Source organism: Limosilactobacillus reuteri, from assembly GCF_034259105.1.
Classification (GTDB): Bacteria; Bacillota; Bacilli; order Lactobacillales; family Lactobacillaceae; genus Limosilactobacillus; species Limosilactobacillus reuteri_G.
This window is the reverse complement of the sequence record NZ_CP139478.1, coordinates 1,253,963-1,274,327: the sequence shown is the minus strand read 5'-3', so window position 1 is coordinate 1,274,327 and position 20,365 is coordinate 1,253,963. Positions and strand designations below refer to the sequence as shown.

The 20,365-nt window shown below is 40.3% G+C and carries 23 protein-coding genes, 1 pseudogene and 1 other annotated feature; of the genes and pseudogenes, 21 read left to right on the top strand and 3 right to left on the bottom strand.

Going from position 1 to position 20,365, the window contains the following annotated elements:
- The first annotated feature begins 3 nt into the window (after nucleotides 1-3).
- From coaE to yjeM, 21 genes and pseudogenes are all read left to right on the top strand, one after another.
- Nucleotides 4-603, top strand: a complete 600-nt coding sequence (gene coaE / locus SH603_RS07170) for a dephospho-CoA kinase (protein WP_321533724.1) — start codon at nucleotides 4-6, stop codon at nucleotides 601-603.
- 45 nt (nucleotides 604-648) lie between these two features.
- Nucleotides 649-1,113, top strand: a complete 465-nt coding sequence (gene nrdR, locus SH603_RS07165; RefSeq protein WP_003668489.1) for a transcriptional regulator NrdR — start codon at nucleotides 649-651, stop codon at nucleotides 1,111-1,113.
- A gap of 17 nt (nucleotides 1,114-1,130) precedes the next feature.
- The gene (locus SH603_RS07160) at nucleotides 1,131-2,492 is read left to right on the top strand and encodes a replication initiation and membrane attachment family protein (protein WP_169473115.1); all 1,362 of its coding nucleotides are present in this window, start codon (nucleotides 1,131-1,133) and stop codon (nucleotides 2,490-2,492) included.
- A gap of 20 nt (nucleotides 2,493-2,512) precedes the next feature.
- Nucleotides 2,513-3,454, top strand: coding sequence for a primosomal protein DnaI (dnaI, locus tag SH603_RS07155; RefSeq protein ID WP_169470872.1), 942 nt, complete (start codon nucleotides 2,513-2,515; stop codon nucleotides 3,452-3,454).
- A gap of 46 nt (nucleotides 3,455-3,500) precedes the next feature.
- Nucleotides 3,501-3,638: a sequence feature (ribosomal protein L20 leader region), on the top strand.
- 41 nt (nucleotides 3,639-3,679) lie between these two features.
- Nucleotides 3,680-4,192 carry a translation initiation factor IF-3 gene (infC, locus tag SH603_RS07150; RefSeq protein ID WP_003664107.1) on the top strand — a complete coding sequence of 171 codons (513 nt, stop codon included), beginning with the start codon at nucleotides 3,680-3,682 and terminating at the stop codon, nucleotides 4,190-4,192.
- 22 nt (nucleotides 4,193-4,214) lie between these two features.
- Entirely contained in the window at nucleotides 4,215-4,412 is a 198-nt protein-coding gene (gene rpmI / locus SH603_RS07145; RefSeq protein WP_003664106.1) for a 50S ribosomal protein L35, read from the top strand.
- Between the two features lie 44 nt (nucleotides 4,413-4,456).
- Nucleotides 4,457-4,810: a 50S ribosomal protein L20 gene (gene rplT, locus SH603_RS07140; protein WP_003664105.1), complete on the top strand. Its 354-nt coding sequence runs from the start codon at nucleotides 4,457-4,459 to the stop codon at nucleotides 4,808-4,810.
- Between the two features lie 499 nt (nucleotides 4,811-5,309).
- Nucleotides 5,310-6,696 (top strand): annotated as a pseudogene (ltrA, locus tag SH603_RS07135) (group II intron reverse transcriptase/maturase).
- A 180-nt stretch (nucleotides 6,697-6,876) separates the two neighbouring features.
- Nucleotides 6,877-7,407, top strand: coding sequence for a YqeG family HAD IIIA-type phosphatase (locus SH603_RS07130; RefSeq protein ID WP_065533117.1), 531 nt, complete (start codon nucleotides 6,877-6,879; stop codon nucleotides 7,405-7,407).
- Nucleotides 7,400-8,527, top strand: coding sequence for a ribosome biogenesis GTPase YqeH (gene yqeH, locus SH603_RS07125; RefSeq protein ID WP_019253098.1), 1,128 nt, complete (start codon nucleotides 7,400-7,402; stop codon nucleotides 8,525-8,527). Before SH603_RS07130 ends, yqeH begins: the two co-directional genes overlap by 8 nt.
- Before the next feature lie 23 nt (nucleotides 8,528-8,550).
- Nucleotides 8,551-8,862: a ribosome assembly RNA-binding protein YhbY gene (gene yhbY / locus SH603_RS07120; RefSeq protein WP_003664099.1), complete on the top strand. Its 312-nt coding sequence runs from the start codon at nucleotides 8,551-8,553 to the stop codon at nucleotides 8,860-8,862.
- Nucleotides 8,863-8,874: 12 nt separating this feature from the next.
- A complete protein-coding gene (locus tag SH603_RS07115; protein WP_405083608.1) occupies nucleotides 8,875-9,528 on the top strand; it encodes a nicotinate-nucleotide adenylyltransferase in 654 nt (217 codons plus the stop codon).
- Nucleotides 9,521-10,135 carry a bis(5'-nucleosyl)-tetraphosphatase (symmetrical) YqeK gene (yqeK, locus tag SH603_RS07110; RefSeq protein ID WP_321533723.1) on the top strand — a complete coding sequence of 205 codons (615 nt, stop codon included), beginning with the start codon at nucleotides 9,521-9,523 and terminating at the stop codon, nucleotides 10,133-10,135. The genes SH603_RS07115 and yqeK overlap by 8 nt, the downstream gene beginning before the upstream one ends.
- Entirely contained in the window at nucleotides 10,135-10,491 is a 357-nt protein-coding gene (gene rsfS / locus SH603_RS07105; protein ID WP_003670865.1) for a ribosome silencing factor, read from the top strand. The genes yqeK and rsfS overlap by 1 nt, the downstream gene beginning before the upstream one ends.
- A complete protein-coding gene (locus SH603_RS07100; RefSeq protein WP_169473606.1) occupies nucleotides 10,491-11,231 on the top strand; it encodes a class I SAM-dependent DNA methyltransferase in 741 nt (246 codons plus the stop codon). Before rsfS ends, SH603_RS07100 begins: the two co-directional genes overlap by 1 nt.
- An 11-nt stretch (nucleotides 11,232-11,242) precedes the next feature.
- On the top strand, nucleotides 11,243-12,376 hold the full coding sequence (locus SH603_RS07095; RefSeq protein WP_152744352.1) for a nucleotidyltransferase: 1,134 nt from the start codon (nucleotides 11,243-11,245) through the stop codon (nucleotides 12,374-12,376).
- Between the two features lie 129 nt (nucleotides 12,377-12,505).
- Nucleotides 12,506-13,063 carry a DUF177 domain-containing protein gene (locus SH603_RS07090; RefSeq protein WP_321533722.1) on the top strand — a complete coding sequence of 186 codons (558 nt, stop codon included), beginning with the start codon at nucleotides 12,506-12,508 and terminating at the stop codon, nucleotides 13,061-13,063.
- A gap of 54 nt (nucleotides 13,064-13,117) precedes the next feature.
- Complete coding sequence (gene rpmF / locus SH603_RS07085) at nucleotides 13,118-13,297, top strand: 50S ribosomal protein L32 (RefSeq protein WP_003664092.1); 180 nt, start codon at nucleotides 13,118-13,120, stop codon at nucleotides 13,295-13,297.
- 224 nt (nucleotides 13,298-13,521) lie between these two features.
- Entirely contained in the window at nucleotides 13,522-14,208 is a 687-nt protein-coding gene (locus SH603_RS07080; RefSeq protein ID WP_003664091.1) for a response regulator transcription factor, read from the top strand.
- Nucleotides 14,209-14,220: 12 nt separating this feature from the next.
- Entirely contained in the window at nucleotides 14,221-15,696 is a 1,476-nt protein-coding gene (locus SH603_RS07075) for a HAMP domain-containing histidine kinase (protein WP_321533721.1), read from the top strand.
- 189 nt (nucleotides 15,697-15,885) lie between these two features.
- A complete protein-coding gene (yjeM, locus tag SH603_RS07070; protein ID WP_321533720.1) occupies nucleotides 15,886-17,379 on the top strand; it encodes a glutamate/gamma-aminobutyrate family transporter YjeM in 1,494 nt (497 codons plus the stop codon).
- Between the two features lie 80 nt (nucleotides 17,380-17,459).
- On the opposite strand, the gene SH603_RS07065 is transcribed toward yjeM, so the two are convergent.
- The 3 genes from SH603_RS07065 to yidC all read right to left on the bottom strand — a co-directional run bounded on the left by SH603_RS07065 (nucleotide 17,460) and on the right by yidC (nucleotide 20,342).
- A complete protein-coding gene (locus tag SH603_RS07065; RefSeq protein WP_169473184.1) occupies nucleotides 17,460-18,839 on the bottom strand; it encodes an MATE family efflux transporter in 1,380 nt (459 codons plus the stop codon).
- Between the two features lie 78 nt (nucleotides 18,840-18,917).
- Nucleotides 18,918-19,328 carry a peptide deformylase gene (locus SH603_RS07060; RefSeq protein ID WP_169473180.1) on the bottom strand — a complete coding sequence of 137 codons (411 nt, stop codon included), beginning with the start codon at nucleotides 19,326-19,328 and terminating at the stop codon, nucleotides 18,918-18,920.
- A gap of 63 nt (nucleotides 19,329-19,391) precedes the next feature.
- The gene (gene yidC / locus SH603_RS07055; RefSeq protein ID WP_169473178.1) at nucleotides 19,392-20,342 is read right to left on the bottom strand and encodes a membrane protein insertase YidC; all 951 of its coding nucleotides are present in this window, start codon (nucleotides 20,340-20,342) and stop codon (nucleotides 19,392-19,394) included.
- Nucleotides 20,343-20,365 lie beyond the last annotated feature (23 nt).

Here is a 20,365-nt window from a genome sequence, read left to right as displayed (position 1 = left end):
GAAATGACAAAAATAGTTGGATTAACAGGTGGAATCGCAACCGGCAAGACAACGGTAAGCACTATTTTGCGCCAGGCTGGGATTCCGGTGATTAATGCTGACCAAGTAGCGCGGCAAGTCCAGACACCAGACTCGGTTGGGTTAACACGGATTGTCAAAGTATTTGGTCCGAAAGTACTTTTGCCAACTGGGGAGCTCAATCGGCAAGCCTTAGCAAAAATTGTCTTTAATGATAAAGAAGCGTTGAAAAAACTCAATGAGATTCTTCAGCCATTAATTTACGATGCTATCTTTGCGCAGGTTAATACTTTAAAAAAACAGGGTATTCCGCTCGTGGTGTTAGATGTACCATTATTATTCGAGCAACATTATGATGAAGATTGTGATTATGTGGTAGTTGTTTATACTGATCCACAAACGCAGCTTAAGCGGTTAATGGCTCGTGATCATTGTTCTAAAGAGGAAGTGCAAGCGCGAATTGCTGCCCAAATGCCATTATCAGATAAAGAAGCGCGGGCGGATTTTAAAATAAATAATAATGGTGACCAGGCTGCCCTGCAAAAACGAGTCGCATCCCTAATAAATCAGCTAAAAGCAGAGTAAAATGTGGTAAAATAAAGCACTTATACTATAAAGGAGGGGGACACATTGCGCTGTCCACATTGTCACAAAAATGGATCACGGGTTGTCGATAGTCGGCCAAGCGAAGACGGAAGCTTTATTCGTCGTCGTCGTGAGTGCATTCATTGTGGCTTTCGTTTTACAACCTTTGAACGGTACGAGGAAACGCCACTACTAGTAATTAAAAAAGATGGCACGCGCCAAGAATTCAGTCGCCAAAAGATCCTCAATGGGATTGTGCGCTCGGCAGAAAAACGACCGGTTAGTATGGAGCGATTGACCAAGATTGCAGATAAAGTGGAAAAACAAATCCGGAGTATTGGTGAAAGCGAAGTCTCCAGTCAAATTATTGGTAAATTTGTGATGAACGAATTAAAAGGCGTCGATGAGATTGCTTATATTCGGTTTGCAAGTGTTTACCGCCAATTTAAGGACGTTGATGCCTTTATGAGCGAACTTGAAACCATGATGAAGGCAGAACATAAAAAATAACTTAGGAGGGCTGTAAAATGACTGCAGCAGCTTTTGACCCGCAAGCCGGTTATGTTGTTACGGCCAGCACTGCATTTATTAGTTTTAATGACCAGACTTTTGCAACATTTTATCAGCCAATTTTAGGACCAGTTGCGTTTAGCTTTTTTTATGCGTTAAAAGCGCGCTTGCTGCCTAATCCTACGATTGCTAACCGGACCTTGCAAAGTGACCTGTTAGCCCAGGTAAATGCTGGGGGCCGACAAGTACTGGAGGCTCTTCATCGTTTAGAGGCAGTTGGCTTAGTGCAAACTTATTTCCAGCACGATGAGATCGGGGACGTATACGTTTATGAATTGCAGCCGACCCTTACTCCAGAAAAATTTTTAGCTGATAACTTGCTGAGTATTTTACTTTTAGAGGAAGTAGGAGAAGATGCGTTTGAACGTTTGACTAAGCAAAGTCGGCAATACAAGCTTGCTTCTTCTAACACTTCACTAACTAATGTGAGTCACAACTTTTTTGAAGAATTTCATATTAACTCGCAGTCAATTACTGAAACACCACAAGCGATTTTAACGGCGCGAAAACAGGCACCAGTAGAAAAGCAACCCCAGTTAACTGCGGGGATGAGCGATGACTTTGATTGGTCAACCCTCATTCACTTGCTGGCTAATCAGCCGATTGTCAGTGCAGACCTTGAAAATAATCGAGACCTAATATTATTAGAACATCAATTATATGGGATTGATGCGCCAACGATGAAGACATTGGTTTTGCGGTCGATTGATCTGCAAACCAATCATTTCAATCCGAAAAAATTTAAGCAAATTGTTGCGTCTGCCTATAATATTGTCTATTCTTCAACGACAAAAGTAGCGGAAAAAGAAGCGCCGGTGACAAATAGAAATAGTGAACTGACTAGTAAAGATCAGGAGTTATTGGCGACAGCTAAGGATTACTCCCCAGTCGAATTTCTTCAGGTTCTTAAAGGTCAAACGGGTGGCTACGTAACTTCAGGTGAACGTCATATTCTGACAGGTTTAGTAGCGCAAGAAAAACTTACCCAAGATGCCATTAATATCTTAACTTGGTATGTGATTAGTGACCGGGGGAATTCTACTTTGACAGCTAATTTTGTCGATGCAATTGCCAATAACTGGCTCCAACATGGCGTAATTAATGGGGAGCAAGCCATTGTCCAATTAAAGACTTTTAACAAGCAGTCGCAAGAAAAGAAAAAGGAAACAAAGACGCCAAAGAAAAATAAGTGGCGCAAAACGATTAAGGAACCGATGCCAGCATGGAGCAAGAAAGACACGAGTGAGTTGATGAAAAAGGCTTCCTCACAAGAAATTGCCAAACTGCGTGAACGGATCGCTAATCGTAAGAAGAAGTAGCAGCTAAAGGAGGTGGCAGCATGCAGTCACTAAACAAAACTTTACAAGAGTTAATGCGCGGTCAAAATATCGCAAACAATATCCAACAAACGATGAAGCAAGTTTATGCGGATAAAGATGTTCAAGCATTCTTAAACGAAAATCGTGACCGTCTTAGTAAAGAAGCAATTAAACGGGGACAATCAAAGCTTTATGAGTTTTTTCATGAAAAGCAATTAATTGAAAAAGGCGTGCCAACTGTTGCCCCTGGATATTCTCCGCAATTGGTTATCAGTGCAGGCCAAATTGACGTAACCTACGTTCCAACTAAACAGTTATTAGAACGCCAACGACAACGTTATATTCAACGACTAGTTAACTCGATTAATATGCCTAAGTTCATTAAAAATGCGTCATATGATGATTATTATTTAAATGAAGATACCCAAACTGATACACGCACAAAGGCAATTCAAGCAGCCATGGACTTTACAGATAATTACCAAAAAGATAATTTTCAACCAGGACTTTACCTATATGGAAAATTCGGAGTCGGAAAAACATACCTCCTTGGAGCAATCGCTAATGAACTCGCTAAGAGTAAGGGAGTTGCAACAACGATGGTTCATTTCCCTAGTTTTGCTGTTGAAATGCGGAATTCAATTAAGCAAAATAATACTGGCGAAAAATTGGATGCTATTAAACGGGCGCCGATTTTAATGCTTGATGATGTTGGGGCCGGTGCAATGACAACATGGGTAAGAGATGATATTTTAGGAGTAATTTTAGAATATCGGATGCAAGAAGAATTACCAACTTTCTTTAGTTCTAATTTTTCAATGGATGAGTTGCAAAATAACCACCTTGCTATCAATTCGCAAGGCGATAATGAGCCCCTCAAAGCGGCTCGCATTATGGAAAGAATCAAGTACTTATCACGTGAGATTGAAATGGAAGGAAAGAATTTGCGTGATAAGGGATAAAGTTCTTGACATTAAACTTTGAATTTAGTAAGCTAATAAACGTTGAAAGAAAAAGCAGAAGCACCCGCTTCTCGCCTAGGTGATATTGATCGCCGGGCTGACGAGATGAATGATAATCGACCACTATGATAAGGTCGTTGTTATGAAGCGGGGTACTTTTATACCTCGCTTTTTTGCTTGATCTTTCGCTAAAAAAATTGGAGGTGCGTTGCCATAGCACAAGATATGATTGTCAATAACGGTATTCGTGCACGGGAAGTGCGGTTAATCGGTCAAGATGGTGAACAATTGGGCATTAAGTCTAAGCGTGAAGCGCTACAATTAGCTGAAGAAGCTAACTTAGATCTAGTATTAGTTGCACCAAAGGCACGCCCAGCTGTTGCCCGCATTATGGATTACGGGAAGTACCGTTTCGAGATGCAAAAGAAAGAGCGTGAAGCTCGTAAGAAGCAAAAGACGATAACGGTTAAAGAAATTCGCCTTAGTCCATCAATTGATACTAATGACTTTAATGTTAAGTTAAAGCGTGTTCGTAAGTTCATTGAAAAGGGCGATAAGGTACGGATTTCATTACGGTTCCGTGGTCGTGCTATTACCCATAAGGATATCGGTCGTGACATGATTGAACGAATGGCTGAAGAAACTTCAGACATCGCTACTGTTGTTCAACGTCCGAAGATGGAAGGGCGGAGTATTTTCTTAACTCTTGCTCCGGCTGCTGATAAAGCAAAGAATTAATTTAAGAAGGTAGGAATTAGTTATGCCAAAGATGAAGAGTAACCGTGCTGCTGCCAAGCGTTTCAAGCGTACAGCTAATGGTGGATTCAAGAGTGGAAACTCATTCACTAGTCACCGTTTCCACGGTAAGACTAAGAAGCAACGTCGTCAATTACGTGGTTTGAGCATGATGGACAAGACCAACGTAAAGCGTTACAAGAAGTTATTACCATTTAAGTAAACTTCACAAAAATAACTATTTAATATACGTAGGAGGATTTCAACATGCGAGTTAAAGGTGGAACTGTTACGCGTGCACGTCGCAAGCGCATTATGAAGTTAGCAAAGGGTTACCGTGGTTCAAAGCACCGTCTTTTCAAGACTGCTAAAGACCAAGTAATGAAGAGTTACACTTACGCTTTCCGTGATCGTAAGGTCAACAAGCGTAAGTTCCGTGAACTTTGGATTGCTCGGATTAACGCTGCTGCACGTATGAACGACATTAGTTACAGCAAGTTAATGCACGGCTTAAAGGTTGCTAACATTGACATTAACCGTAAGATGTTAGCTGATTTAGCTGTTAACGATGCAGATGCATTTAAGGCACTCGTTGACGAAGCTAAGAAAGCTCTTAACTAAGCCTAAATAATCTTCGGTCGCTTATGATGCGTATGCATGATAAGCGGCTTTTTTTAGTGCGCCCGGCATGGGTATTAGCTAGGTGGTGAAAGTCCGCTATGGGCCGTAGTAGTCGGAACCATGAGCTGAGGACAAGGGTGTCCACCGTGAGGTGGAATCTGAAGGAAGTCTAAGGCAAAGTACTGCATCGATGAACAAGAAGTAGCTATAAGGCTGGAATTAACTGGATAAGGCTGCTAGACAAGTTGAAGTCCAATACTACTCGAAGTTGGTCTCAGTAAAGCTAACGATGACATGGTACGAAAGCTAATATTCTTACCCGGGGAGATCTGGCCTACACGTTTCCGACAAGAGGAATAAGTTTAATTTCCACAGAAACAAGCGGTGCAGTGATGCAGTGTTGAGTAAGCCAGAAGTCAGCCGAGGTCATAGTAGTTTGAATAATCAGATGAAGGACTGAACGACAATAACTTGTAACTTATATCGGAGGTGTAATCAGGTGCGACAATCGCAGAAAACAGAACAACAAGCTGACCGCTTGTCGAGGATAGGTTTGGAAAACCGAAAGTACACAAGGGCGCGTAGTACCGGTTATGGTGAAGGTAAAGGTATGAGTGTCACTATCCAAGACCTGGTCTTGGATCGCAATAACCTTAATCAGGCTTATTTGCGAGTTAAGAGAAATAAAGGAGCAGCAGGCGTTGACGATATGACAGTCAATGACCTTCTGCCATATCTCAGAGAAAATAAGACGGAACTGATCGCTAGTTTGCGTGAGGGCAAGTATAAACCAGCTCCAGTCAAACGGGTAGAAATTCCGAAGCCTAATGGTGGAGTAAGAAGACTTGGAATACCAACGGTGGTGGACCGAATGGTTCAACAAGCTGTAGCCCAAATTCTTACGCCTATCTTTGAGCGTATTTTCTCTGATAATAGCTTTGGCTTCCGTCCCCACCGTGGGGCCCATGACGCTATTTCAAAAGTAGTAGATCTTTATAATCAAGGTTATCGAAGAGTTGTCGACTTAGACCTAAAAGCCTATTTTGATAACGTTAATCATGATTTGATGATTAAGTATCTCCAACAATATATTGATGACCCATGGACACTAAGACTCATTCGTAAGTTTCTAACTAGCGGAGTCTTAGACCATGGGCTTTTCGCTAAGAGTGAAAAAGGAACCCCACAAGGAGGGCCATTGTCACCACTACTGGCGAACATCTATCTAAATGAGTTGGACGAAGAGTTGACTAGACGTGGTCACCACTTTGTGCGCTATGCGGATGATTGTAACATCTATGTTAAAAGTCAACGAGCCGGAGAACGAGTAATGCGAAGCATTACCCAGTTTCTAGAAAAGCGCTTGAAAGTTAAAGTGAACCCAGATAAAACCAAACAAAGTCGGTAGCCCGCTACGGTTGAAGTTTCTTGGCTTTTCGTTGGGTGTAGACCACAATGGGGCCTACGCCCGTCCAGCTAAACAATCGCAACAACGAGTAAAGAAAGCACTGAAGTTATTAACTAAACGTAATCGTGGAATATCTCTGACAAGAATGTTTGAAGAAATTCATCGAAAAATGCGTGGGTGGCTTCAGTACTACTCAATTGGGAAACTAACTAACTTTATTCAACGCCTTGACAAGTGGTTGAGGGTCCGAATAAGGCAGTATATTTGGAAGCAATGGAAAAAGTTTAAAACTAAGGTAACTAACTTACAGAAGTTGGGGATGTCCCAGCGTGATGCATATGTCTTCGCTAGTACCCGAAAGGGCTACTGGCGAACTGCACATAGTAAGACCTTGAGCTATTCTCTAACTAATAGAAAACTGGAACAACTCGGACTTATGAATATGTCCAAGACGCTCCAGTCAATTCAATGTGATTAAGTTGTCGAACCGCCGTATACGGAACCGTACGTACGGTGGTGTGAGAGGTCGATAATTGAACTAATCAATTATCTCCTACTCGATTTAGTTGCTTTCCGAGTAAAGCACACGATATAATTAAATACTAGAACATTTAATCGGGTTAACCGATTGGAATATTAAATTTGATGAGGTGCAACTTTGTTAGAGATATTTAAACCAACATGGATGGTTAATACAATATATTCTGTTTCTCCTGCCCAATTAAAAGAGCAGGGAGTGCGAGCTGTTTTTAGTGACCTGGATAATACCTTGATTGCTTGGAACAATCCAGATGGAACTCCAGAATTAAAGGAATGGATGGATTCTTTACGAGAAGCCCATATTCCGCTAATTGTTATTTCTAATAATAGTAAGGAACGAGTTGGGAAAGCTGTTAATAGTCTTGACCTTCCATTTGTTTCGCGATCATTGAAGCCCTTAAGTTTTGGGATTGATCGTGCACGGAAAAAACTTAATTTAGCAAAAGATGAAGTGGTTATGGTTGGTGACCAGTTATTGACTGATGTTGCTGCGGCTAACCAAGCGGGCATTCGAAGCATTTTAGTACGCCCACTATTAAATACAGATAAGTGGGATACCCGTATTAACCGCTTCTTTGAACGCCGTGTTTGGAAGAGCTTAAACAAAAAATATCCAGATTTAAAATGGCAGGAGGATTTGAATGACTGAACAAGAACAACAAACTGAAGAATTACGTTGTATAGGTTGTGGGAGTATTATCCAAACGGAAGATCCTAATGGCTTGGGTTACACGCCTAAGTCAGCCCTTGAGAAAGGAAAGGAGACAGGAGAATTATACTGTCAGCGTTGTTTCCGTTTGCGGCACTACAATGAAATTGCTCCGGTATCATTAACGGATGATGACTTTTTGCGCCTATTAAATCAGATTCGGGATGCCAATGCTTTAATTGTGTATGTTGTTGATGTTTTTGACTTTAATGGAAGTCTAATTCCGGGCTTACACCGTTTTGTTGGTGATAATCCAGTATTATTAGTTGGAAATAAGGAAGACTTATTGCCACGTTCTCTACGGCGGCCAAAGTTAACTGACTGGATTCGTCAACAGGCAAATATTGCCGGATTGCGTCCAATTGATACGGTTCTTGTTTCAGCTAAAAAGAACCATCAGATTGACCACTTGCTTGATGTGATTGAAAAATACCGGCACAATCGAGACGTTTATGTTGTAGGTGTTACCAATGTTGGAAAATCAACGTTAATAAACCAAATTATCAAGCAACGAACGGGAGTAAAAGAATTGATCACTACTTCACGCTTCCCAGGAACTACTCTTGATAAGATTGAAATTCCGCTTGATGATGGGCATGTTTTAGTTGATACTCCTGGAATTATCCATCAAGAACAAATGGCCCATGTCTTATCGCCAAAAGACTTGAAGATTGTGGCGCCTCAAAAAGAGATTAAACCAAAGACTTACCAATTAAATGATGGTCAAACATTATTTTTAGGCGGCGTTGCGCGATTTGATTATCTTCATGGTGAACGTGCGGGAATGGTTGCTTACTTTGATAATAATTTACCAATTCACCGTACAAAGCTAAGCAATGCTGATAATTTCTATGCTAAACACTTAGGAGATTTGCTTACCCCACCGACTAGCGATGAAAAGGATGGGTTCCCACCATTAGAACGTTATGAGTTCCACATTACCGAAAAGAGCGATATTGTCTTTGAAGGTCTAGGATGGATTACTGTTCCTGCAAAAACGACTGTTGCTGCATGGGTTCCGAAAGGTGTCGGGGCTCTGGTACGGCGCGCAATGATTTAATTAGTATTTGAAAGGAAAGACTTATGCAATTAAGAGGAAAACAAAAACGATTTTTACGAGCACAAGCAAACCATCTTCAACCACTATTTTCTGTGGGTAAAGATGGTCTGACGGACAATTGGCTTGCTCAATTAGACGGCGCACTTGACCGTCGAGAATTAATTAAGGTTAGCATTTTGCAAAACTCAGATGTTACAACTGATGAAGTTCGCGAATTAATTGAAGAAAAAACTTCTATTCAGGTAGTTCAAGTTATTGGTCGGGTATTAGTTTTATTTAAAGTTTCAGCAAATAAGGATGCCCGTGAATTATCATCACGAGTAGCTGAAATCTAAGTAAAAGTAGGAGTGACGGTTTTGCAAAGCTGTAGTGTAGTAGACAAGGTGCAAACCCAGGCACAACCGGAGACTAAAGTTAGTGGACACCGTAAGCGAATCGGCCTCTATGGGGGAACATTTAATCCTATTCACAATGCTCACCTATTTATGGCGGATCAGGTTGGTCGTGCCCTTTGTCTTGATCGAGTTGATTTTTTACCAGATGCTAAACCTCCCCATGTTGATCATAAAGATTCGCTTGATCCGCAATTGCGGTTACAGATGCTCGAATTAGCAGTTGCTGATAACCCCTTTTTAGGGATTGAGTATGCCGAGTTAGAGCGGGGAGGAGTCAGCTATACTTACGATACTATTAAGTATTTGTTAGATAAGCACCCTGATGTGGATTATTACTTTGTTATTGGTGGGGATATGGTCGATTACCTTGACAAGTGGTATCGAATCAATGATTTAATCCGCTTACCCCATTTCCATTTTGTTGGTGTTCACCGTCAAGGAGCGAAGAATGAGACACGATATCCAGTGATTTGGGTAGATGTCCCAACAGTTGATTTTAGTTCAACCGATATTCGACAACGGGTGCAACGTGGCCAATCAATCAAGTATATGGTTCCAGATACCGTAAGCAAGTTTATTGAGGAGCATCAATTATATCGTGAATGAAGAATTAGTTTATAATAAAAGTTATATCCCAATGACACGGTCTGAACTTATCGACCGTCTCAAAAAGGCGTTAAAGAATAAACGATTTCAGCATGTATTACGTGTTGAAAAAACAGCGATTGAGTTAGCTGCTCAATACGGTGTTGATATTGAAAAAGCAAGTATCGCTGGCCTGTGTCATGATTATGCTAAACAGCGTCCTGACGAAGATTTTATTGCCGAAATTAAGAAAAAAGGGCTTAATCCGCTGCTCTTAGATTATGGTAATGCAATTTGGCATGGAGTGGTTGGCGCAGAGCTAATTAAGGATGAATTAGGGATTTGGGATGAAGATATCCTAAATGCAGTTCGCCACCATACTACTGGAGCGCCAGTAATGACGAAGCTCGAGCAGGTTATTTACATGGCTGACTATATTGAGCCGGGTCGTGACTTTGCCGGTGTAAAAAAGGCACGAGTAATTACAGTAGCAAACCTTCAAGCAGGAGTTGCTTACCAAACAAAACATACGCTGGCTTATTTGATTGAAAATGGAAAGCCGGTATATCCAAAGACAATAGATACCTATAATGCATGGGTTCCACAATATGAAGGAGAGATAGATTAATGGATAGTAAACAATTATTAGAAATGGTTGTCAAGGCTGCCGATGGTCGGCGCGCAGAAGATATCGTCGCTCTTAAAGTTGATGAGATTAGTCCAATGGCTGATTATTTCGTTATTATGACGGGAGGCTCAGACCGTCAAGTACAGGCGATCACCAATGCCATTGTTGAAAAAGCGCATGAAGAAAATGTCAAGATAGGTAGCGTTGAAGGTAAAAATCATGCTCAATGGGTATTGGTTGACCTTGGTGACGTGGTTGTCCATGTTTTCCGTGAAGAAACTCGTCAATTCTATAACCTTGAAAAATTATGGGCCGACGCACCCCTTGTCAATATTAACGACTGGATTAATGATTAATGATTTATCAAAGTTTTGCCCAGTTATATGACCAGCTTTTTGATCCTGAAATGTACCAGAAGTGGGAAAAATTCACAATTAAAAACCTTCCTGCTAATACTAAGAGCATTTTAGATTTAGCTGGCGGTAGTGGACGGTTAGGAGTAATGCTGGCTGCTCGTGGATTTGATGTAACAGTTGCTGACTTTTCTGCTGAGATGCTCAGTATTGCCGATCAACATGCCACGGAAGCAGGAGTTAGTATGAATCTCTTGCAAGCTGATATGCGGGACCTCAGTGCTTTACCGCAGTATGATGCGATCACTTGTTATGCGGACTCTTTTTGTTATTTAGACGATGCAGCGGCCGTGCAAAAGACCTTCAATGAAATTGCTGATCATTTGAAAGATAATGGTGTCTTTTTATTTGATGTCATTTCTCCTTATCAAACTGATGTCATTTATCCGGGGTATATGTTCAACTATGAGGATGAGGATCATCAGCGAGCGTTCATGTGGCAGTCTTTCAAAGATGATGATGTTGAGCATGGCGTAATTCACGAATTAGCTTTTTTCACTCGAGATAATGATGGACGTTATGATCGTGTTGGAGAAACCCATTATGAACGTGCTTATGAATTGCCTTTATTAAAGCAGATGTTATCTCAAGCTGGTTTTAATTCTGTTGAAGTGGGATCAAATTTTTCGACTTCTATCAAAGAAGAAAAACCAACACGATGGTTCTTTAAGTGTCATAAATAAGGAGAGTTCACATGAAAGCAGTAGGGATGGTTGTTGAATATAATCCATTTCACAATGGGCATCGCTACCACCTTCAGCAAGCAAAAAAGATTTCCGGAGCAGATGTAACGGTAGCGGTAATGAGTGGTAATTTTACCCAGCGTGGTGAACCGACAATCGTTGATAAGTGGTCACGAGCCAGGACAGCAGTGATGAATGGCGTTGACCTTGTGATTGAACTACCGGTTTTTTACGCCGTCCAACCAGCACACCGGTTTGCAGGAGGAGCTCTGAGCCTCTTAAATGCTCTTGGGGTTGATTCGATTGTCTTTGGGAGCGAGCATCCAGAATGGGATTTCGCGCATTTAGTGAAGGCTGAAGAAGCCTTTAACCAGGAAAGTTTTAATAAGTATAATGCAACCTATGCCACCCAATTTAACCAACAATTGAAGGAACAAACTGGTGTCACCTTGATTGATCCCAATGATATTTTAGCTTTTGCTTATACCAAAGCTAAAATTAACCAGGGGTATCATTTTGAATTGCTGCCTATCAAGCGACAGGGGAGTAACTATCACGACCAGCAAATCAAAGGCAAAATTGCGAGTGCGAGTGCAATCCGTCAGGCAATCAGTGAAAAGGGCGATTACCGGCAAGCTGTCCCCCAGGTGATGGGAGATATATTGGCGACAATAAATAATATTCCTTCATGGACAGAACTTTATCCTTTATTACGTAATCAGCTTATTCAAGCACCTATTTCAACCCTTCAGTCAACTTACTTAATGGCAGAGGGACTAGAGTATCGAATGAAGGAAGCTGCCCAGCGGAGTCTTGACTTTAATTCATTTATGAAATTTACCAAGACAAAACGGTATACGTATGCCCACTTATTGCGGGTTTGTTTATACACTATCTTACAAATTACCCAAGAAGAAGTAGATGAACATAGTAAACATCCTTATCTTCATGTCTTGGCCTTTAATAAACAAGGACGTGAATACCTTCATCAGGTGAAAAAACAGCTTGATCTTCCGCTGATTACAAAAGTAGATCAGGAAATGCGTGATCAGTTGCTTAACCTTGATTATCGTGCCGGGAAGCTATATCAACTATTTACGCCAATTGAGCAGGATTTGAAGCACCCACCGATAATTATTAATTAACGTCTTTGATAAAGTTTGGTAAAATATTCTAAGTAGATTTGGTTCTCTAAAAGGTTGTCAAGGAAAAAACATTGACAACGTATAAGGGGACTAGTATAATTGCACATGTTGCATTAGGAGGTTAGTACGTTGAAATGGTCGTTAGCTGAATTACATCGTTACCAAGATGAACCACTTCATATTCAAAGTACTTTTGATCTGAACGCATCATTAACGAAGCTGTTTCCAGATATTATTTTAGCTGTTCAACCAGTTAAAGTTGATGGTTACGTTACTTATGACGATGGTGATGCAACGATTAGCGCTCACGTTACGACGATGTTAACCGTTCCATCTAGTCGCTCGTTAACACCCGTTCAATTACCACTCGATTTTACGTTCTCAGAGACGTATATCGATGATCGTTCACACTTTGCCCGCTATGAGGATGAAGATGAGGTTGTTTTCCTTATTAAAAAGGGTGATTCAATTGATTTTGATACTGCATTAGCGGAAAATATCGTTGAACAGGTACCACTACGGGTTCTTTCTGCCGAAGAAAAATCTGGCAAACCAATGCCAAATGGAAAAGGTTGGAGTGTTATCTCTGAAGATGACTACAAGGCCCAGCAGCAGAAAGATGACAAAGTTGATCCACGTCTCGCTAAGTTGCAAAACCTTTTTCCTGATCAGGATAACAAAAAATAGCGGACGGTTAAAAACCATTTGTGGATAATTCTAATTTCTTAGGAGGTGTCAAACATGGCTGTTCCAGCACGGAAGACTTCAAAGACTAAGAAGCGTATGCGTCGGGGTCACATCAAGTTAAATGTACCTGGCCTTACTCCTTGCCCAAACTGTGGTGAACTTCGCAAGTCCCACATGGTATGCCCAAGTTGTGGTTACTACGACGGCAAGCAAGTTGTTAACACTAACAACTAATTAATATAAAAGCTATCCTTTAGGCGCCGGACCTAGGATAGTTTTTTTATTTTAAAATTTTCTAAGAATCTATAAGTAAAAAATGATATAATCTAATTCCTTGATAAATCGAGATTTTTAGTATAGAGAATACTGGGGTTTATTAAAAAATTGTGATAAAATTATTGTGTTTTATTAATACGTATAACAAGTAAAAAAAGATTATTATAGTAGGTGAGTTATTAATGAGTCGAATTTTAATTATTGAGGATGAGGAAAATTTAGCAAACTTTGTAGAACTTGAATTAAAGCATGAAGGCTACGATACAGATGTTGAACTTGATGGTCGTGCCGGACTAGAAGCAGCTTTAAATCAAGACTTTGACGTGATTTTGCTAGACCTGATGCTCCCAGAGTTAAATGGGATTGAAGTGGCACGGCGGGTTCGTGAATTAAAAGATACACCGATTATTATTATGACTGCTCGTGATTCTGTTATTGACCGTGTCTCTGGATTAGATCACGGGGCAGATGATTATATTGTTAAGCCGTTTGCGATTGAAGAACTCCTTGCACGGGTCCGGGCGTTGTTGCGGCGAATCAGTATTGAAGATGGTAATAATAAGGAACATCAAACAACGGTCAATTACAAGGATCTTACCATTGAAAAAGAGAACCGGGTTGTTCGTCGCGGCGATGAAGTAATTAACCTTACCAAGCGGGAATACGAATTACTGTTGATCTTAATGGAAAATATCAATGTTGTTATGTCACGAAAAGACCTTTTGAGTAAGGTATGGGGCTATGATTCCAAGGTTGAAACCAATGTTGTTGATGTTTATATTCGGTACTTGCGGAATAAGATCGACCGTCCTGGTGAAAAGAGCTACATCCAAACGGTTCGTGGTACTGGATATGTGATTCGCTCCTAGGAATGATCAATTATGAAGCAAAAAGATGAAAGACGGTTTGTTTCACTAAAAATTAAGTGGGCAGCTGGAACGGCATTAGGGTCATTAATCATCTTTTGTATCGTTGCGATGGCATTGTTTAGCGCGTTTACGCAAAATTTATTTCATCAAGAAAGACAATTATTGAATCAAGGGATGACCAATATTAGTACACAATTAAGTACTGTTGATAAGCCCTTAACTAAAAAGAATGTTAGTCACCTTATTGATCCAGACAGAAACCGGTCGAATATTATTTCTGGAGAGGAATATAAACGACCGGTAATTAAAGAATTAAGTGATGGACACTTGGTTATTAACATTTATAATCCTGATGGAAAGAATATTTTGAGTACTGGTCGTTATATTAAAAAGCCACAGTTTACGACTAATCGCAATATTCATATTGCTGCTGGGCCTGACCATGATGTGTTGGTCGGGCAGATGCCAATTTATGGTCAGAATAATCGGCAGTTGATTGGGTACTTACAAGTTGAAAATAACCTTGACGCTTATATGCAAAGTTATCACCAGTTGGCATTAGTATGTATCTTGGCTCTCTGCCTGGTTGTGATTGCGAGTGGGATATTGGGATACTTTCTTTCCCTCTTTCTCCTTCGCCCATTGGATGGAATTCATGACACAGTTAAGGAGATTAGTGCAGATCCTACTAAAGATGTCCGGGTACCGACTACCAATCGTAACGATGAACTAGCAGAATTGATAACAATGTTTAATGAAATGCTTGATCGAATGCAGCGGTATATCGACCAGCAGTCACAATTTGTTAGTGATGTTAGTCATGAACTCCGAACCCCTGTTGCGATTATTCAAGGACACTTAGAGATGCTTCAACGATGGGGCAAGGATGATCCAAAAGTGCTGGATGACTCAATTGAAGCAACGTTAATTGAGACCCGCCGGATGAAAAACCTGGTTCAAGAAATGCTTGATTTGAGCCGCGCAGAGCAAGTGGAGATTAACTTCCGCAATCAGCATACGATTGTTAATGATGTGGTTCACCAGGTCTACAATAACTTTAAGATGTTGTATCCGGATTTTACTTTCCGTTTGGACGACGATCTGAAAGAGCCAATCATGGTTGATATTTATCGCGATCATCTTGAACAGGTGCTTGTAATTTTATGTGATAATGCCGTCAAATATTCCACCGATGACCATAAAGAGATCCATATTATTCTTTCACGAGGGATGAATACTGTTGAAATTGGTATTCAGGACTTTGGTGAAGGGATCTCACCGGAAAATGTAAAACGGGTCTTTGATCGCTTCTATCGAGTAGATAAGGCTCGTAGTCGTAAGAAAGGCGGTAATGGATTAGGTCTTTCAATTGCCAAACGACTAATTGAAGGTTATCATGGTTCAATTACCCTAGAAAGTTCAGTCGGTGCTGGATCATTATTTAGAATCATTTTACCGATTATTGAAGATCCAGAGACAAAAAAATAAATATTTAAGATGTGAGAATAGAAGCAGGGTGCGAAACTTTTGCTCCTATCCTCACTTTTTTTATTACAAAACATTTTTATTCAATTGTTTTCTCAATGGCCGACAAAATAAGCGATGTTTTCAACTAAGGGCGGTATAATGAAAACGGATACTAAAATATGAGGATTTTTATTGAGGAGTTGAATAGGAGTGGCTGCGAAAGAGCAGAAAAAATTAATCACAACGCCAACATTGGTGTTAATGATTATTTCGACAATATATGGGTTTGGTAATGTTTCAATAGCTTATGATCAAATGGCATATGCGGGGATGTTTTGGTACATCCTTGCTGGAGTTTGTTTCTTTTTCCCCTGTTGTTTGATGATGGTTGAATATGGTTCGGCATTTAAGGACGCCAAAGGGGGAATCTATTCCTGGTTAGCTGGTTCGATAGGGGAACGGCTGGCCTTTATCGGAACCTTTATTTGGTTAGCGAGTTGGGTTCTGTGGCTAGTATCAAGTGCTTCTCGACTTTGGATAACATTGTCGGCACTATTATTTGGCCATGATACTACCCAACAATGGCATTTTTGGATCTTTAATTCTAATCAGTTAATTGGTATCTTGGCAATTCTTTTTGTCTTACTTGTAACCTTACTGAGTTCCCAGGGAATTAATGGGATTACGAAAATCAGCTCGTTTGGTGGAGCGTTTATGATTGGAATGAATGCAATTTTTATTATTGCAAGTTTAGTAACGATTATTGCTAACAAGGGGGTTACTGCCCAGCCTATTCATGGTATTAGCAGTTTTATTGAGTCGCCTAATCCTGCTTTTAAGACGCCAATTGCGATTATTTCATTCGTTGTTTACGCAATCTTTGCATATGGTGGAATGGAAAATCTTGGTGGAGTTACTGATAGTATGAAGAATCCAGCGAAGACATTTCCAAGAGGCTTAGTTATTGGTTCGCTCTTAACGATTGGCAGTTATGTGCTAATGATTTTAATGACTGGCTTTAGTGTTAATTACAATCATGTTATTGCAAAATCAAGCGTTAACTTAGGGAATGTTACTTATGTTGTCTTTAATCAATTAGGATATCAACTAGGTGTGTCACTAGGGTTAAGTCATGCTACTAATATTTTTCTTGGTGTTCTCTTTACGCGAATGATTGCGTTAGCTGGCCTGATGGGGATGTTAGGAGCAATGTTCCTGTTAGTTTACTCCCCGATTAAGTCCTTTATCATGGGAGCTAATCCTGAGTTATGGCCTAAAAAAATTGTGACACTGAACAAACACGGGATGCCAGCATATGCAATGTGGATTCAGGCAATTTTTGTTTCGTGTATTATTTTCTTAGTTGCATTTGGGGGTTCAGCAGCTGCTAGTTTTTACCAAATCTTGACAGATACGGTTAATGTTTCAACCTGTGCCCCTTATATCTTCCTTGTTGGTGCATTCCCATTCTTTCAAAAGAAGGATATCCCACATGATTTTGTGGTATTTAAGAATCATTTTTGGACAAATGTATTAGTTGTCTTTGTTGAGATAATTGTTTGCCTAGGAATCATCTTTACATGCATCCAACCAATTATTGAGCATGATTTTCAAACTGCATTTTGGACGGCATTTGGGCCGGTCTTCTTTGGGATTGTTGCTTGGATTTTCTACAATCACGCATCAAAGAAGATTACAAAGTAGATAAAAGAGACTATTAAAAAATCAAAAATTTTTTTAATAGTCTCTTTATTCATGTGAACCTTAACGAGAAGATTTTCCACTTACCCTTTATTCAATTTTTTAAGTCGCTGGTAGATGATAATTCCACCGATGCAAGTAATAACAAATTCAGTAAAGGGAACTGCTGCCCAGACTCCGTTAATTCCGGCAACTTTTGCCAGAATAAAGATCGTGGGGAGAAGGATAATATAACCACGAAGAATCGATAAAGAGAATGATGCCCGCGCTGATCCAATTGCTGTTAAGAAAAGGATGAACAATAGATTTAACGCGCTGAAGAATACACTTGTAAAGTAAATCGGGAGGCCAACACTAGCATAGGCGAGGAGTTGATCAGAATGAGAAGTGTTAAAAACTTCAATAATTGGATGCTTAAAGGTAATTAGGATAATAAAGCTGATTGTTGCTAGAAAGAGGGTAATGATAATCCCATTTTTTAATGTCATCGATACATTCTTGTATTCGTGTTTACCAAATTCCCGACTAGCAAGCGGTTGAACACCGAGCGCTACTCCATTAGCAATTGCTAGCACAACGATGGCAATGTTGGAAATAACGCCATATGCGGCAACGGCATAGTTATTAGCTAGTTGCAATAAAACATGGTTAAAGAAATAGATACTAACACCAGTACTTAATTCGTTTAATGCTGAAGCAACCCCTAAACGTGCTGAGCGCCAAATGTTTCTTAGGTGAGGGACAACCCAGTGCCATTCTAATTGTCGGCCGGCAAACTTCCGATGAAAACTTAAAACCACCAAGCTAATTGCTGGCGAAAATAATACTGCCAATGCTGCTCCTTCTAATTTAAGACCCATTCCGAAAATAAAGAACCAGTCGATGAGGATAACAGATAATGTTTCGGTTAAGGTGGCCTTCATGGTTAACGTGGGATTGCCATCGTTACGAATGAAATTAATGGCAATGTAATTAACCATATAGAGAGGTCCGCTCCATGAAATTATTCGTAAATAAACGATTGCCATCTGACGAGTTGCATCATCTGCCCCAAGAAAATCAACTACTGGAGTCGCAAAAATGTTTAACAGGATTGCTAGGATAAACCCAAAAGTAAAAGCAAAAATCATCAGTTGACTAAATAATGATTTTATTCTCTCAGGATGCATAACCTTATTTAACGAAAAGATTGTGGCACCACCGACTCCCAGTAATAGCCCAGTTCCATTAAAAATGTTGAATAGGGGGAGCGCCAGGTTAAGCGTAGTTAAGCCTAAAGCCCCTGCCGCGATTGAAATAAAAAGGGTGTCAATAATAACATACATTGACATCCCGAGGGTGGCGACAACATTACGAATAACATAATGCCGTACTTCTTTGGTAATTGACATTGGTGAATCCATATTAAAACCTCCACAAAACTTGCTCCCATCCTCCCTGTTGGACGCCTGTTTGAGAAGCATAGATTAATTTGTTGCAGAACCCGGCGATTCTACTTTCCTTATTTCATTTATTGATATTTTAGCAAATATTCTCATTGCTTATATTATAATTCCATTACAATGGTCAATTTCATGTTGAACAATCTCAGCAGCAAAATCTCTAAGTTCTAATGTTTGCACTTGCCAGCTCTGATTGCGAAATTTAACGGTAATTTGCTTATACCGTTTAGTAGGACGCGTTCCGCTTAATGAAAGGCATCCTTCTGCAGTTTGATAAGGGTGACTTTTAGCGACGATTTGTGGATTGAACATTACGACATTAAAGGGCCCGATTCGTGCAATAATTGCATTCTTATTTACGCCAATCATATTGGCAGCCATTCCAACACATTCAGCTTGGTGAGCATTAAGCGTATCGCTAAGATCGGTTGCAAGGGGCAAATCAGCTTTAGTTGTGGGGGTTGCTTTTTTGGCGAGTAATTGTTGGTCTTTAATAATTGGTTTAATCATGTGTCTTCCTCCGAAAAAACAAAGCTGAGAAAAAACTTTTGCTTTCTCCCAGCTTCTTGATAATTATTTTTTATGATGTTGCTGTTTGCCAGCATTACGTTGACGATTATGGTTTGCTTGATCGCTTGGCTTGGCATCGCCTTTACGTAATTGGTCAATTGCATCAGTCGGTTTAGTTGAAGAACTAGGGGTGTTAATTACTGGTGCTTCTGGCATTTTAATTGGGTTCTTCTTGCTCTCTTCCTCAATTTGGCGACGAATCCGCGGACGGTAAGCATTGACCATCAAGGTTTGTAAGATGGCAAATAATCCACCAATGAAGAAGTAAAGACCTAATCCGGCAGAAGAAGTGATAGAAATGAAGAAGGTCATGAAAGGACTCATCCAAATAGCAGCCTTCATTTGCTTCTTCTGGGCTTCAGGAACACCGACAAGCCCAAGATAACTCTGGGCAGCATAGGCAATAAAAGATAAGACCGCTAAGATAATACTTGGCTTACCAAGTGGAATCCCAAAGAAAGTTGCATGGTAAAGGTCTGGCGAATAACGGATAGCAGCATATAAGGCGGCAAAAATTGGCAGCTGAATTAACAATGGGAGACAGCCAATACCGCCAGTTAAGCTAATGTTGTTATCCCGATAAAGAGCCATCATTTGTTGACTAACGGCAGCCTGTTCTTCAGGAGTCTTGGCTGCTTTTTGTTTTTCTGTTAGTTCTTTAATCAATGGTTGGACCTTGGACATCTTTTCTTGCATAATGGTTGATTTTTTCATTTGTGAGAACATCACTGGTAAAAGAATTGTTCGCACAACTACCACAATGACAATAATTGCCCAACCGTAGTTATTGCCCATGTGGCTGGCTAACCATTCCATCAAGTGCTGCATTGGTTTAGCCATATAGTCATAGACAAACCCGTATGGTCGACCGCTCTTAGTAGTCCGTACACATCCGCTAAGAAGCAGCAGGAGGGTAAAGAGACCCCCAGCGATCGTTATTCGTTTTCGTTTCATATTAATGAATCAAACTCCCTTAT